The organism is Rhodococcus parequi, assembly GCF_046042785.1.
GTDB lineage: Bacteria > Actinomycetota > Actinomycetes > Mycobacteriales > Mycobacteriaceae > Prescottella > Prescottella parequi.
The window spans coordinates 332,033-346,665 of the sequence record NZ_JBDLNV010000003.1; the positions used below are offsets into that span (position 1 = coordinate 332,033).

Below are 14,633 nucleotides of genomic sequence, written 5' to 3' on the forward strand. Positions count from 1 at the left end.
CGCGGGTCAACCTTCCCGGTGCGGCAGGAACTCCTGCGCCTTCGCCTTGATTCCGGTCTTGATGAATCCCCACGCGTTCTCGTCCCCACCGAGAACCGCCGATGTCGCGTCCTTGAACTGCTCCCACGTCGCGTGCGGGGGGATCGGTGGCATGTCGGGGTCGGTGTGGACGTCCAGCACGGTGGGTCGGTCGGCAGCCAGAGCCCGTTCCCAGGCGCCGCTGATCGAGTCGGGGTCGTCGACGGTGATGCCCTGCAGGCCCAGCCCGGCGGCGAACGCCGCGTAGTCGACGTCGGGCAGGGTCTGCGACTCGGTGAACTTCGGTGCGCCGGCCATCGCTCGCATCTCCCAGGTCACCTGGTTCAGGTCGTTGTTGTGGAGCACCGCAACGATCAGCCGTGGATCGGTCCACTCGTGCCAGTACCGCTTGACCGTCACGAGTTCGGCCATCCCGTTCATCTGCATCGCGCCGTCACCGGCGAAGACGATCGCCGGTCGGTCGGGGTGCGCGAACTTCGCACCGATGCCGTAGGGGACGCCGGGTCCCATGGTGGCGAGGGTTCCGGACAGCGAGCCGCGCATCCGGCCCCGGAACCGCAGTTGGCGGGCGTACCAGTTCGCGGACGACCCCGAGTCGGCGGTGACGATCGCATCGTCCGGCAGCAGCGTCGAGAGCTCGGAGAACAGTCGCAGCGGGTTGACCGGATCGGCCGACACGTGTGCCTGCATGTCCATCGTCTCCCACCAGCGGGCGACGTCGGACTCGATCTTCTCGCGCCACGACCGATCCTGTTTCCGCTCGAGGTGCGGAATCAGCGCGCGCAACGCGGCGCGGGCGTCGGCGACCAGGTTGATCTCGTTGGGGTACCGCATGCCGACGAACCGCGCGTCGATGTCGATCTGCACCCCGCGCGCCTGCCCGTACTCGGGCATGAACTGGCTGTACGGGAAGCTCGAACCCACGGTCAGCAGGGTGTCGCACTCGCGCATCATCTCGTAGCTCGGGCGGGTACCGAGCAGACCGATGGACCCGGTGACCCAGGGCAACTCGTCCGACAGCACGTCCTTGCCCAGCAGAGCCTTCGCGGCGCCCGCACCGAGCAGATCGGCCACCTCGGCGAGCTCCGCGTGGGCCCCGCGCGCCCCGGTACCGACCAGCATCGCGACCTTGGAGCCGGCGTTGAGGACGTCGGCGGCCCGACGGATCGCGTCGTCGTCCGGCGCGATCCGCGGGAGATCGAACCCGAGACTGGACGGCACCATCTTGAACTCGTGGGTGGGCGGGGAGTACGGCAGCTCCTGCACGTCACCGGGGATGATCACGGCCGTCGGCGCGCGTTGTGAGAGCGCGGTGCGGATCGCTCGGTCGAGGACGTTCGGCAGTTGTTCCGGCACGGTCACGGTCTGCACGTAGTCGGCCGCGACGTCCTTGAAGAGGTTGGCGAGGTCCACCTCCTGCTGGTACGAGCCTCCCATCGCGCTCCGATTCGTCTGTCCCACGATCGCCACCACCGGCACGTGGTCGAGTTTCGCGTCGTAGAGGCCGTTGAGAAGGTGGATCGCGCCCGGCCCCGAGGTGGCCATGCACACGCCGACCCGACCCGAGAACTTCGCGTAGCCGACCGCCTGGAACGCGCACATCTCCTCGTGCCTGGCCTGGATGAACTTCGGCTGGTTGTCGGCGCGTCCCCACGCGGCCAGGATCCCGTTGATGCCGTCGCCTGCGTACGCGAAGACGTGCTCGACGTCCCACGCCCGCAGACGCTCCAACAGGTAGTCCGCGACGTTCCGGTCGGCCATCGTGCCTCCTGCACAGATCGATCGGGAGCAGATGCCTCCGACTACCCGCACCCTCACGGCGGCAAACGACCCGGCGGTACCGTGTGGTGCGGCCCGGGGCTTCAAAGGTCACCCTTACCTGACCGGAGGATCCCGTGCGCTTCATACTGGACTTCCGGATGTTCGTCGGGCGAGAGCCCGACGGCCGGCTCGCCGAGGCGCCCAGCGCCCGTGTCAGAAAGGCAGGGAGAGCAGCAGTGACCTACACGATTGCCGAACCGTGCGTCGATGTGATGGACAAGGCATGTATCGAGGAGTGCCCGGTCGACTGCATCTACGAGGGTGGTCGCATGCTGTACATCCATCCGGACGAGTGCGTGGACTGCGGTGCGTGTGAGCCGGTCTGCCCCGTCGAGGCCATCTTCTACGAGGACGACGTCCCGGATCAGTGGACCGGTTACGTCGCAGCCAACGTCGACTTCTTCGACGATCTCGGTTCGCCCGGCGGTGCGGCGAAGCTCGGCAAGGTCGACTTCGACCCGCCGTTCATCAAGGCGCTGCCTCCCATGGGCGAAGAGTAGGTAGGGGTTCCGGCGTTGCCTCGCACACCCGTGGCCCAGTCCCTTCCCGATTTTCCGTGGGACTCCCTCGCGTCCGCGAAGGAGAAGGCCCAGTCTCATCCCGACGGGATCGTGAACCTGTCCGTCGGCACCCCGGTCGACCCGGTCGCGCCGGGCGTCAGGGACGCGCTGGCGTCGGCGTCGGCGGAGCCCGGCTACCCGACGACGCACGGGACCGACGCGCTGCGTGAGGCGACGTCGGCGTCGCTGGCCCGCCGCTACGGCATGACCGGGATCGATCCCGCGGCGATCCTGCCGGTGATCGGCACCAAGGAGGTCATCGCGTGGCTGCCGAGCCTGCTCGGCCTCGGCGCCGCCGACCTGGTGGTGATTCCGGAGGTCGCCTACCCGACGTACGAGGTGGGTGCGCTGCTCGCCGGTGCCCGGGTGCTCCGCGCCGACGGAACCGCGCAGCTGGGTCCGGAGAAGCCGGCGCTGATGTTCGTGAACTCGCCGTCCAACCCGACCGGCAAGGTGCTCGGCGTCGAGCACCTGCGCAAGGTGGTCGAGTTCGCCCGCGAGCGTGGTGCCATCGTCGCGTCCGACGAGTGCTACCTGGGCCTGACGTGGGAGGGGGAGGCCGTCTCGATCCTCGACCCGCGCGTGTGCGGCGGCGACCACACCGGTCTCCTCGCGATCCATTCGCTGTCGAAGACGTCGAACCTGGCCAGCTACCGGGCCGGCTTCCTCGCGGGCGATCCGGCGCTGATCGCCGAACTGCTCGAGGTACGCAAGCACGCGGGCATGATGATGCCGACGCCGATCCAGGCCGCGATGGCGGCAGCGCTCACCGACGACGAGCAGGAGAAGGAGCAGCGCGAGCGGTACCGCCGTCGCCGTGACATCCTGCTGGCCGCGGTGCGCGGTGCGGGCTTCACCGTCGACGACTCGGAGGCCGGGCTGTACCTGTGGGCCACCCGCGGCGAGGACTGCCGCACCACGGTCGACTGGTTCGCCGAACGCGGCATCCTGGTCGCCCCGGGCGACTTCTACGGTCCGCGCGGTGCCGAGCACGTCCGGATCGCCCTGACCGCGACGGACGAGCGGATCGAGGCCGCGGTAGCGCGCCTGTCCTGATCACGGAGCCCGGGTTCTCGCGTTTCGCGCACTTGTCGCGGACGCGGGACCCGGGTTCTCGCGTTTCGCGCACTTGTTGCGGGGCGCGGGAGGTGGTGTCGGGCGTAGCCTGAGCTTGGTTGCAGTCACTTGGCTCTGGCTGAGGAGGGCAGCATGGATGCCGTCACGCACGTCCCGGCGCCGTACAACGAGCCGGTCAACTCCTACGCGCCGGGCAGTCCCGAGCGCGAACGTTTGACCAGGGCACTGGCCGAGCATTCCTCCGCGGTGCTCGAGATCCCGCACGTCATCGGTGGCGAACACCGCCACGGCCGCGGGGAACCGATGGAAGTGGTTCAACCGCATCGGCATTCCGCCGTCCTCGGTACCTACACGAACGCGACGTACGACGACGCGTCGGCGGCGATCGAGGCCGCGACGGCGGCGGCACCCGGATGGCGGGAGCTGCCGTTCGACGAGCGCGCGGCGGTGCTGCTGCGGGCCGCCGATCTGCTGTCCGGGCCGTGGCGCGAGAAGCTGGCGGCGGCGACGATGCTGGGGCAGTCCAAGTCCGTCCAACAGGCCGAGATCGACGCGCCGTGCGAACTGGTCGACTTCTGGCGGTTCAACGTCCACTTCGCGCGCGGCGTCCTCGCCGAGCAGCCGACATCGTCGCCCGGGGTCTGGAATCGGCTCGAGTACCGCCCACTCGAGGGGTTCGTCTACGCGATCACGCCGTTCAACTTCACCGCGATCGCCGGGAACCTGCCGACGGCCCCCGCGCTGATGGGTAACACGGTGATCTGGAAGCCGTCGCCCACCCAGACGCTCGCCGCCTACTGGACGCTGCGCGTGCTCGAAGAGGCCGGCCTGCCTCCCGGGGTGATCAATCTGCTCACCGGAGACGGTCTCGCCGTTTCCGATGTGGCACTGCGGGATCCGCGGCTGGCCGGGATCCACTTCACCGGCTCGACGGCGACGTTCCAGCATCTGTGGCGTGAGGTCGGCGCGAACATCGCGGACTATCGGGGCTACCCGCGTCTGGTGGGCGAGACCGGCGGCAAGGACTTCGTCGTCGCGCACCCGTCCGCCGATCCTGCGGTGCTGTCGACCGCGCTGATCCGCGGCGCCTTCGAGTATCAGGGCCAGAAGTGTTCCGCGGCCTCGCGGGCCTACGTTCCGCGTTCGTTGTGGGAGGGAATGAAGGATCAGTTCCTCGCCGAGGTCGACGCCCTCTCGTACGGCGACGTCAGCGACCTGGAGAACTTCGGTGGCGCGCTCATCGACCGGCGGGCCTACGACAAGAGTGTCGCGGCGATCGAGCGGGCGCGCGGCGCCGCCGACGTGCAGATCGCGGTGGGCGGCAAGTACGACGACAGCGTCGGGTACTTCGTCCGGCCCACCGTGCTGCTGGTCGACGACCCTCGGGACGAGGCACTCGTGACGGAGTACTTCGGCCCGATCCTCTCGGTCCACGTGTACGACGACTCAGCCCCGGACGCGTTCGCCGACGTGCTCACCGCGGTGGACACGGCGGCGGCGTACGCGTTGACCGGCGCGGTGGTGGCCACCGACCGTGCCGCGATCGAACAGGCCTCCGCCGCACTGCGTTACACGGCGGGGAACTTCTACGTCAACGACAAACCGACCGGCGCGGTGGTGGGGCAGCAGCCGTTCGGTGGCGCGCGGGCGTCCGGCACCAACGACAAGGCGGGCTCACCGCTCAACCTGCTGCGCTGGGTGTCGGCCCGCACGATCAAGGAGACGTTCGTTCCGCCGACCGACCACCGCTACCCGCACATGGGGCCGGAGCACGATCGATGACGCCGGGTGTCCTGTCGAATCCGCTGCGGCCGGCGATCCTCGCCGCGGCACGCTCGTCGCGGGTGAAGAGCGCGGTGACGCGGGCGCCGGTCACCAAGTCGATCGTGCGTCGCTTCGTCGCGGGGGAGTCGCTGGCCGATGCCATGGCCGCGGCGTCGACCCTGCTGGTCGCCGGCCGGTCGGTCAGCATCGACCATCTCGGCGAGGACACGCTCGATGTCGAAGGGGCGCGGGACACCGTCGTCGCGTATCTCGAACTGCTCGCCGAGCTCGCGCGTCTGCCGCAGGCGGGGGCGAAGGGATTCCGCCCTCTCGAGGTGTCGATGAAACTGTCCGCGCTGGGGCAGGGCCTGCCGGGCGACGGCGACAAGATCGCACTCGATCACGCGCGGACGATCTGCGCGGCCGCGCACGAGCACGGGGTGTGGGTGACGGTCGACGCCGAGGACCACACCCGGACCGATTCGACACTGTCGATCGTGCGGGAGTTGCGCGCGGACTTTCCGTGGCTCGGCACGGTGCTGCAGGCATACCTGCGCCGCACGGAGGGCGACTGCCGGGACCTCGCGGGCGCGGGATCGCGGATCCGGCTGTGCAAGGGTGCGTACCGCGAACCGGAGTCGGCGGCCTACCGGTCCCGGTCCGATGTCGACGCGTCGTACCTGCGGTGCCTGCGCATCCTGATGGACGGCGACGGCTACCCCATGGTGGCCACCCACGATCCCGCGATGATCGATGCGGTGGACGGAATGCTTGCCCGCACCCACCGCGGAGCAGACGGGTTCGAGCATCAGATGCTGTTCGGTATCCGCGATCTCGAGCAGGCACGCCTGGTCGACGCGGGCCGCCGGGTACGGGTCTACGTGCCGTACGGGGTGCAATGGTACGGATACTTCATGCGGCGGTTGGCCGAGCGGCCGTCGAACCTCGGGTTCTTCTTGCGCTCGACGCTCTCTCGCGGCTGACGCGCGATGTGAGACAGTGAGCGTCGTGCTGCTCAGTTCGCTCAATCCCCTCGCCGTCGCGCGCGGCGACGACATGCCCGACGCCGTCCGGATCGGCGACACCACGCTCTCGCGCACCGACATCCTCGGCGCGGCCGGGGCGCTGGCCAAACGCATCGCCGGTGCCCGGGTGGTCGCGGTGTCGGCCGAGCCCACCCCGGCGACCGTGATCGCCGTCGTCGGCTGCCTGCTCGCGGGCGTCACGGTGGTGCCGGTGCCGCCGGACTCGGGACCGGCCGAACTCGAGCACATCCTGTCCGACTCCGGCGCGCAGGCGTGGCTCGGCCGGGCGCCGGAGGGATCCGCACTGCCGGTGGTGCCGGTGCGCGTGCACGCGCGGGACTGGCACGGCCACCCCGAACCGCACCCGTCGTCGACCGCGTTCGTGCTCTACACGTCCGGCACGACGGGCCCACCGAAGGGCGTGCTGCTGAGCCGCCGGGCGATCGCCGCCGGCATCGACGCGCTCGCCGAGGCGTGGGGGTGGACGTCGAAGGACGTTGTGGTGCAGGGCCTTCCGCTCTTCCATGTGCACGGCCTGATCCTCGGTGTGCTCGGCCCGCTGCGGGTGGGGAGCCGACTGATCCACACCGTCGAGCCGACGCCGCACGCGTACGCGGAGGCGGCCCGGGCCGGTGGCTCGCTGTTTTTCGGGGTGCCGACCGTGTGGTCGCGGATCGCCGACGACGCGGACTCGGCGCGAGCGCTGAGGGACGCCCGGCTGCTGGTGTCGGGCAGCGCCCCGCTCCCGGTCCCGGTGTTCGATCGGCTGCGCGAACTCACCGGGCTCACTCCGATCGAGCGCTACGGCATGAGCGAGACCATGCTGACCGTCAGCACTCGCGTCGACGGCGAGCGCCGTCCCGGCTGGGTGGGCCTCCCGGTCCGCGGTGTCGAGACCCGGCTGCGCGACGAGCACGGGGGAGAGGTACCGCACGACGGCGAGAGTATCGGCGGTCTGCAGGTCCGCGGGGCGACGCTGTTCGACGGCTACCTCAACCGGCCCGAGGCGACTGCCGAGTCGTGGACCGAGGACGGCTGGTTCAAGACCGGTGACGTCGCGGTGATCGACGCGGGCGGTTTCCACCGCATCGTCGGCCGCGAGTCCACCGACCTCATCAAGTCCGGTGGCTACCGCATCGGCGCCGGCGAGGTCGAGACCGCGCTGCTCGGGCACGCGGGCGTGAAGGAGGCCGCGGTCGTCGGTCTCCCCGACGCCGACCTCGGCCAGCGCGTCGTCGCGTTCGTCGTCGGCGACGGACTCGACGAGCAGGCGCTGATCGACCACGTGGCGTCGCAGTTGTCGGTCCACAAGCGGCCCCGCGAGGTCCGGCTCGTCGACTCGCTGCCGCGCAACGCGATGGGCAAGGTGCAGAAGAAGCTGCTCGCCTGACGCGGGACGGCCTCCTGCCCCGCTACAGCAGATACGTCGCGGTCGACTCGCCGAGGAAGTCCCCGGCGTGGGTGACCGGCGCGCCGAGCATGCCCGCGGCGGAGTCGATGAGGAAGTAGCCGAGTCCGGTCCAGTCCGCGGTGACGGACCCGGCCTGGACGCGCGATTCGTACTCCGCGCACGCATCGAGTATCACGTGTCCGAGTATCCGAGCGCGCCCGGCGAACACCCCGTCGGGAACCGCCGAGAAGTGTTGTCGGGTCCGGTGGATCAGTTGGTCGGTGAGCGGATCGGCCCGCACGTTCTCGGCGACCGACGCGGCCACGGACGGCACCGTGCGCAACTGCTGCAGAAACCGTGCCCGCCAGCTCGGTGCGGGACGCGCTGCCAGGAGATCGGTGAACGGCAGGATCATGCAGGCCAGTAGGTCGGTGATCGGGGCATCCTCGCCCAGTTCCGCGACGAGTTCGGCTCGTCGCGCCCGTGCGAACGCGGTGTGGCGATCGAGCAGTGCCCGCACCAGCTCCTCGCGCCCACCGAAGTGGTAGCTCACCGCCGAATGGTTGGAGTTGCCGGCGTGTTCGGCGATACGTCGGTTCGAGACGGCGTCGATGCCGTCGGTGGCGAACAGTTCCTCGGCCGCATCCAACAGCGCGTTTCGCACCCGGTCGCTGTGCTGTCCCAATGTGTTTCCCCTCGTGCCGGTCGTTCCGCGCTGCGCCGTGACCGTGGGTCGTGTCGCGGGCTTCGGCGTGCTGGTGGGACGAACGTCACCGCACCGACCAATTGTGCAATTTAAGTCAGGCGGCGTAATTTTGGGGTGTCGGTTCGGATCGACGCCTTCACCCACCCCCACCAGCGACCACCGGGAGCACGACTGTGACATCCACACCTACCGCTACCGGCGAGGGCCCTTCGGCGCACGACCCCGACTCCGAGGTCGAGGTCGATCCGGCCCGCGCCAGGAAGGAGCGGATCGGCCGCTACGTCGCGATGATCCTGCTGCCGTTCCTCATGGTCGGCATGATGATCACGGGCTACCTGGCGACGATGCACGCGCCCACCCCGCACGACATGCCCGTCGCCGTGGCGGGTCCGGCACCGCAGGCCGAGCGGTTCGCCGACGCGCTCGCCGCCGAGAATCCGTCCGCCGTCGACGTCCGGGTGGTCGCGACCGACGCCGACGCCCGGCAGTCGGTCCTGGACCGCGAGGTTGCGGGCGCGGTGGTGCTGTCGGAACAGGCGCAGGGCACCGCGACCGTGTACACCGCCACCGCGGCCGGTGCATCGCAGGTCGGCACGGTCACCGGACTCCTGGCACCCGAGGTGCTCGCGCAGGGTCTGACTCTGGAGGCCGAGGATCTCGCGCCGCTCCCGGCGAACGACTCCGCCGGACTCACCGCGATGTTCATGACGACGGCGCTGATGCTGGCCGGCTACATGCCGTTGAGCGTCATGCTGTCGAACTCGCCGGAACTGCTGCGCTTCCGCCGATTCGTGCCGCTCCTGGCCGGCTGGTCCGCGTTGATCGCCGGACTGGTGTGGCTCGTCGCCGGACCGATCCTCGGCGCTCTCGACGGGAACACCGCGGCGATCCTCGGAGTCAGCTGGCTCGCGGTGTTCGCGGTCGGCTCGGTGCAGTTGTTCCTCACCAGGATCCTCGGTCCGATGGCGGTCCTGGCGGGCATGCTGTTCCTGATGGTGCTCGGCGTTCCGGCATCCAACATGGGCATGTCGGTCTTCACCATGCCCTCGTTCTACGCGACGCTGCACACGTTCCTGCCCACGCCCGCGACCGGTGAAGCCTTGCGCTCGGTGCTCTACTTCGGTGGCAACGGAGTCGGCACCCACCTGGCGGTGCTCGGCGTCGGCGCGGTGCTGGCGCTGGCCGCCACCCTCGGGGTCGACGCGCTCAAACGCCGGCGCAACCCCGACGCCGGGACGCCCCAGGTGACGATGCCGTCGCTGACTGCGGGTCCGCGACCGACGAGCAACAAGGTCCGTTACGCCACGCTGGCGATCTTCCCGCTCGGCATGGTGGCCATGATGATCACGTTCATGCTCGGGGCGATGTATCAGCCTGCGCCGCAGGACATGCCGGTGGCCGTCGTCGCCGCGGACACCGAACAGGCCGAGCAGGCCGTGGGCGGTCTCGACCGGAACATGCCGGGTCTGTTCGACCTGCGTGCATCCGATTCGGTCGACGCGGCACGCCACCAGGTCGAGGATCGCACCGTGGTGGCGGCGTACGTGCTGCCGTCGGCGGACAACCCGTCCGCCACACTGATCACCAACCAGGCCGCGGGCGTCAGCCAGCACCAGGTGGTCACCCAGGTGTTCGGTCAGGTGGCCGCGGGCCAGCAGGTCCCGCTGTCCGGTGAGACCGTCACCTCGCTCGACACCGGTGACACGATGGGCACGGTCAGCCTGTACGTCGCGATGGGCTGGATCATGGCCGGCTTCATGATCGTCGTCGTCGCCTCCAACGCCGCGCCGATGGTGATGGGCCTGCGGACGCTGCTGCCGATCCTCGCCGGGTGGGCGGTGTTCATGTCCGTCGTGGTCTGGCTGATCGCGGGCCCGATCGTCGGAGCCGTCGACGGACACTTCCTGCCGCTGGTCGGCACCGGCATCGTGGCGATCATCGCGACGGCGCTGTTCGCCACCGTCTTCGTCCGGCTACTGGGTCTGCTGGCCGTGCTGCCCGTGGTCGCGATCCTGATGTTCCTCGGGGTCCCGGCCTCGGGCGGCGCGCTGTCGATCTACATGGAACCGGCGCTCTTCCGGTTCCTGCACGACATCCTGCCGATGCCGGCGGCCGTCGAGTCGGTGCGATCGATCCTGTACTTCGCCGGCGACACGGTCGGGTCACATGTGGTGACCTTCGTGATCTGGGGTGTGGTGTCGCTCCTGTGTGTCGTGATCATCGACAGGCTCCGGCCGTCGCCGCGGACGGACGCCGTCCACGAGGCGCCGCGGAGTGCGGCCGACGCGACGCTCTGACCACGTCGGGCGGGCGCACCGGTCGGGGAGACCCGGCGCGGGCGCCCGCCTCGTCCTCTGCTCCGTCAGTCGGACGTGTAGCGGTAGAAGCCCTCGCCGGACGCGACACCGAGCTTGCCCTTGTCGATGTAGTTCTCCTTGAGCCACACGGCCAGCTTCTGCGCGGCCTCGTCACCGTGCGCCATGATGTTGTACGGCGTGGTGAGGCCGATGATGTCGAAGATCTGGAAGGGGCCCATCGGCGCGCCGGTGGCGATCTTCCAGGTCTTGTCCACGTCCGCGGGTTCGGCGTAGCCGCCCGCGGCGAGGGCCGCGGCCGCGTTGAGGAACGGCACGAGCAACGAGTTCAGCACGTAACCGGACTTCTCCTTGTGCAGTTCGATCGGGACCATGCCGATCTCGGTCGCGAACTCGACGACCGTGCGGAACACCGCAGGGTCCGTCTCCTCGGTGCCCATGACCTCGGCGGTGTTGAACCGCCACACCCGGTTCGCGAAGTGCAGCGCGAGAAATCGGTCGGGACGGCCGGTGGCCTCGGCGAGGTCGCTCGGCAGCAAGGTCGACGAATTGGTTGCGAAGATCGTCTGCTCGGGGGCGACGGCGCCGATACGGCGGTACGTGTCCTGCTTGAGCGACAGGATCTCCGGGATCGCCTCGATCACCAGATCTGCGTCGGCCACCGCAGCGTCGAGGTCGGACGTCAGGGTGAGGCGGTCCAGAGTGGCGGCGGCGCTGCCGTCGTCGGCGCCGGGGACGTCCTGTCGATACGTTTCGACCAGGCCCGCGAAGCGGCCGCGCGCGGCGTCGAGTGCCTTGTCGTCGATGTCGTACGAAGTGACGTCGAATCCCTTGAACGCCGTCTGGAAGGCGATCTGGGAACCCAGAACTCCCGCGCCCAGTACGGTGACCTTCCGAATGTCCGTCATGAAACCTCCAGGCTCTCGTGCGGCCGAATCGGGCGCCGGCCGGTTCCCTTCGACCCTATCCCCGCCGAGTGGGGGCGGGCGTACCGTCGGGGTATGAGCGCTGTCACGAGCACCCGAATCGTCCTCGCCTCACGACCGCGCGGAGAGCCGACTGCGGACAACTTTCGTACGGAGACAGTCGAATTGCCCGAACTGTCCGATGGTCAGGTGCTGCTGCGCACGATCTACCTGTCGCTCGACCCGTACATGCGGGGCCGGATGAGCGCCGCCGAATCGTATGCCGACCCGGTGGAGGTGGGTGACGTCATGGTCGGTGGGACGGTCTCGCAGGTGACGGAGTCGCGCAACCCCCGCATTGCCGCCGGCTCCTACGTCGTCGGGTACACCGGATGGCAGACCCACGCCGTGGCCGACGGCGACGCGGTGCGCGTCCTCGATCCGTCCCGGGCGCCGTTGTCCACGGCAGTCGGCGTACTCGGGATGCCCGGCTTCACCGCCTATTCCGGTCTGCTGAGGATCGGCCGCCCGCAGGCGGGCGAGACCGTCGCGGTGGCGGCGGCGTCCGGTCCGGTCGGGTCCGCCGTCGGGCAGATCGCGAGGATCCACGGTGCCCGTGCCGTCGGCATCGCGGGCGGGCCCGACAAGTGTGCCTACGTGCGCGACGAACTCGGGTTCGACGCCGCGATCGACCATCGCGCACCGGATTTCGCGGACCAGTTGCGGGCTGCCGCCCCCGACGGCATCGACGTGTACTTCGAGAACGTGGGCGGACCCGTCACCGCGGCCGTGTTGCCCCTGCTCAACCCATACGCACGGATCCCGGTGTGCGGGTTGGTGTCCCAGTACAACGCGGCGACGACACCGGAGGGGCCGGACCGGCTGCCGGCGTTCATGGGACTCGTACTCACCAAGAGCTTGACCGTGCGCGGCTTCATCCAGTCCGAGTTCGTCGCGGACATGTATGCAGACTTCGAACGCGACGCCTCCCGGTGGATCGCCGAGGGCCGGCTGAAGTACCGGGAGGACGTCGTGCACGGACTGGACAACGCGCCGTCCGCGTTCCTGGGAATGCTGCACGGCAAGAACTTCGGCAAACTCGTGGTCCGCGTGGGTCCGGAGGAATGAGCGTCAGGACGTGACGCCCACGGGCTTGTCGCCCACGATCGAGATGCGGTCCATGACCCTGCGTGCCGGGAAGTAGTCACTCGACGCGTAGTGCTGGCAGGTGCGGTTGTCCCAGAAGGCGATGGTGTCGGGCTGCCACTGTAGTCGCACCTGGAATTCGGGACGCTGGACGTGCCGGTAGAGCGCGCGCAGGATCTCGTTCGACTCCTCCTCGGAGACACCGAGAATGCGCTGCGTGAAGACGGAGTTCACGAACAGCACGCGGCGTCCGGTCTCCGGGATCACCCGCACCACCGGATGCGTCACCGCGGGGAATGCGGGGCGGAGCATCTCGACGGTCTCGGCCGGCATGCCGCGGCCGAACGAGTTGATCCAGTCGTGCTCGGCCTCGAGGGGGTCGATGCGCGCCCGGAGGTCCTCCGGAAGAAGATCGTAGGCCGCACCGGTGTCGGTCCACAGCGTGTCGCCGCCCACTGCAGGGACCTCGACGCCGCGCAGAATCGCTGCGAAGGAGGGGAATTCGTGCCAGGTGACGTCGTTGTGCCACATGTTCTCGACACCGGCCGCCATGGCGTCCTTCGCGAGGGTCGCGACGTCCGCGTCGCTCTGCCCGGGCTGGGTGTACTTGAAGAACGGGTGCTGCTCGAGCTCGCCCCACCGGGCGGCGAACGCACGGTGATCGGCACGGTCGATGTCCTGGTCGCGGAAGAACAGGACCTTCCACTCCAGCAGTGCCCGACGCAGTTCCGCGAGCACGTCCTCGGGCAGGTCGCCGGTCAGCCGGATCCCGGAGATCTCGGCTCCGATGGTCGGGGTCTTGGGGGTGAGCGAGAAGAGTTCGTACGGGCGGTCGTCGGCGGACTCGGTGGTCCGTCGCGCGACGAGGGGGCCCACGGCGTAGAGCGGGTCCGTCGGACGCGGCTCGATGAAGGTCCGGAAGATGTCGGGGTTGGCGGACGTGGTCATAGCGAAACTCCTTGGGGATCGGTCTGTTCCGTCGGGTCGGGAGTGCTGCGTGGAACGGATGCGGGGGCCTCGAGTACGGCGACGCACGTGTCGACCAGGTCCGCGACGATCGCGGCGGTCTGTTGCCGCGTGCGGTCGCGGCCCTCGTGCGCTGCAAGGGTGGTCATGGCGAGCGTCGCCACCTTGTCGGCGCGCCATTTCGCGACGTCGCCCGGGATCGGGCAGAGACCGACCAGCATGCGATGCACGCGCCGGTAGGTCTCGGCCCGCAGATGCTTCTGGATCGTGTCCGCGAGCGCGGGATCGAACAGCCCTTGGACGAGGAAGCGCGCGTATCTGCTGCCGGGTCGGCCGAGCGTTTCGGCCGCCAGTGGACGGACCAGTGCCTCGACGGCCTGCCGAACCGTCGGCGGGGCGCCGAGACGCTCGATCTCGTCCAGTAGTTCCTGCCGCCGAGCGTTGACCGGCGCCATCCGGAGTTCGACGAGCGCCTCGATGAGCCCCTCGCGGGACCCGAAGTGGTACTTGGCCGCCGACTTGTTGGACTGGTTGGCCGCGATCTGCACGTCCTTGAGCGTGAGCGCGGGCATTCCCCGTTCGGCGATGATCTGCTCTGCTGCTTCGATCATCGCCACTCGGGACGTGTTCTGAGTCACACGAAGGACTTTAAGGCCGCAGCCTTAAAGATGTCAATGGGCAGGGGGAATCGCGTCTGGAACGATGGCGCCATGGTCTCAACGGTCGGCCGGCAACAGCTACGAGTCGATCCGTTTCTACGTGAACTGCGGCGTCTATTCGGCGGAGTTCGATCGCGTCATCGGGCGGGTTCCCCAGGAACGTCCGAAGGAGGTCGACTGCCAGTACCGGCGCAGGATCGAACACATCGCGCCCGGGATCGGACCGCACGTCACGGTGACGGCGGACACCGAGGTCCCCG

The 14,633-nt window shown here is 69.2% G+C and carries 12 protein-coding genes and 1 pseudogene; 8 read left to right on the plus strand and 5 right to left on the minus strand.

Annotated features, from left to right (window positions below; translation table 11 throughout):
• Window positions 1–6 precede the first annotated feature (6 nt).
• Window positions 7–1,800, minus strand: coding sequence for a thiamine pyrophosphate-requiring protein (locus ABEU20_RS09850; RefSeq protein WP_420164231.1), 1,794 nt, complete (start codon window positions 1,798–1,800; stop codon window positions 7–9).
• 236 nt (window positions 1,801–2,036) lie between these two features.
• Between ABEU20_RS09850 and fdxA the strand changes: the two genes are divergently transcribed.
• The 5 genes from fdxA (at window position 2,037) to ABEU20_RS09875 (ending at window position 7,676) form a co-directional block, all read left to right on the plus strand.
• On the plus strand, window positions 2,037–2,360 hold the full coding sequence (gene fdxA / locus ABEU20_RS09855) for a ferredoxin (protein WP_225015513.1): 324 nt from the start codon (window positions 2,037–2,039) through the stop codon (window positions 2,358–2,360).
• Window positions 2,361–2,375: 15 nt separating this feature from the next.
• Window positions 2,376–3,476, plus strand: coding sequence for a succinyldiaminopimelate transaminase (gene dapC / locus ABEU20_RS09860; RefSeq protein ID WP_420164232.1), 1,101 nt, complete (start codon window positions 2,376–2,378; stop codon window positions 3,474–3,476).
• A 153-nt stretch (window positions 3,477–3,629) separates the two neighbouring features.
• Complete coding sequence (pruA, locus tag ABEU20_RS09865; protein WP_420164233.1) at window positions 3,630–5,279, plus strand: L-glutamate gamma-semialdehyde dehydrogenase; 1,650 nt, start codon at window positions 3,630–3,632, stop codon at window positions 5,277–5,279.
• Window positions 5,276–6,244, plus strand: a complete 969-nt coding sequence (locus ABEU20_RS09870) for a proline dehydrogenase family protein (protein WP_420164234.1) — start codon at window positions 5,276–5,278, stop codon at window positions 6,242–6,244. The genes pruA and ABEU20_RS09870 overlap by 4 nt, the downstream gene beginning before the upstream one ends.
• Before the next feature lie 25 nt (window positions 6,245–6,269).
• Window positions 6,270–7,676: an acyl-CoA synthetase gene (locus ABEU20_RS09875; protein WP_420164569.1), complete on the plus strand. Its 1,407-nt coding sequence runs from the start codon at window positions 6,270–6,272 to the stop codon at window positions 7,674–7,676.
• 22 nt (window positions 7,677–7,698) lie between these two features.
• Here the strand turns inward: ABEU20_RS09875 and ABEU20_RS09880 are convergent, their stop codons facing one another.
• Window positions 7,699–8,361: a TetR/AcrR family transcriptional regulator gene (locus ABEU20_RS09880; RefSeq protein ID WP_420164235.1), complete on the minus strand. Its 663-nt coding sequence runs from the start codon at window positions 8,359–8,361 to the stop codon at window positions 7,699–7,701.
• Window positions 8,362–8,555: 194 nt separating this feature from the next.
• Here ABEU20_RS09880 and ABEU20_RS09885 point away from each other — a divergent pair, with 194 nt between their 5' ends.
• Window positions 8,556–10,679 (plus strand): ABC transporter permease, encoded by a 2,124-nt coding sequence (locus ABEU20_RS09885; protein WP_420164236.1) that lies wholly within the window; start codon window positions 8,556–8,558, stop codon window positions 10,677–10,679.
• A 65-nt stretch (window positions 10,680–10,744) separates the two neighbouring features.
• Here ABEU20_RS09885 and ABEU20_RS09890 read toward each other — a convergent pair whose 3' ends face one another.
• Complete coding sequence (locus tag ABEU20_RS09890; RefSeq protein ID WP_420164237.1) at window positions 10,745–11,605, minus strand: 3-hydroxyacyl-CoA dehydrogenase; 861 nt, start codon at window positions 11,603–11,605, stop codon at window positions 10,745–10,747.
• A 93-nt stretch (window positions 11,606–11,698) separates the two neighbouring features.
• Here ABEU20_RS09890 and ABEU20_RS09895 point away from each other — a divergent pair, with 93 nt between their 5' ends.
• On the plus strand, window positions 11,699–12,730 hold the full coding sequence (locus tag ABEU20_RS09895; protein ID WP_420164238.1) for an NADP-dependent oxidoreductase: 1,032 nt from the start codon (window positions 11,699–11,701) through the stop codon (window positions 12,728–12,730).
• Window positions 12,731–12,733: 3 nt separating this feature from the next.
• Here ABEU20_RS09895 and ABEU20_RS09900 read toward each other — a convergent pair whose 3' ends face one another.
• Window positions 12,734–13,696: a TauD/TfdA dioxygenase family protein gene (locus ABEU20_RS09900; protein WP_420164239.1), complete on the minus strand. Its 963-nt coding sequence runs from the start codon at window positions 13,694–13,696 to the stop codon at window positions 12,734–12,736.
• The gene (locus ABEU20_RS09905; RefSeq protein WP_420164570.1) at window positions 13,693–14,325 is read right to left on the minus strand and encodes a TetR/AcrR family transcriptional regulator; all 633 of its coding nucleotides are present in this window, start codon (window positions 14,323–14,325) and stop codon (window positions 13,693–13,695) included. The genes ABEU20_RS09900 and ABEU20_RS09905 overlap by 4 nt, the downstream gene beginning before the upstream one ends.
• A 91-nt stretch (window positions 14,326–14,416) precedes the next feature.
• Here ABEU20_RS09905 and ABEU20_RS09910 point away from each other — a divergent pair.
• Window positions 14,417–14,590: pseudogene (locus ABEU20_RS09910) on the plus strand (DUF4304 domain-containing protein); the annotation flags it as partial.
• Window positions 14,591–14,633 lie beyond the last annotated feature (43 nt).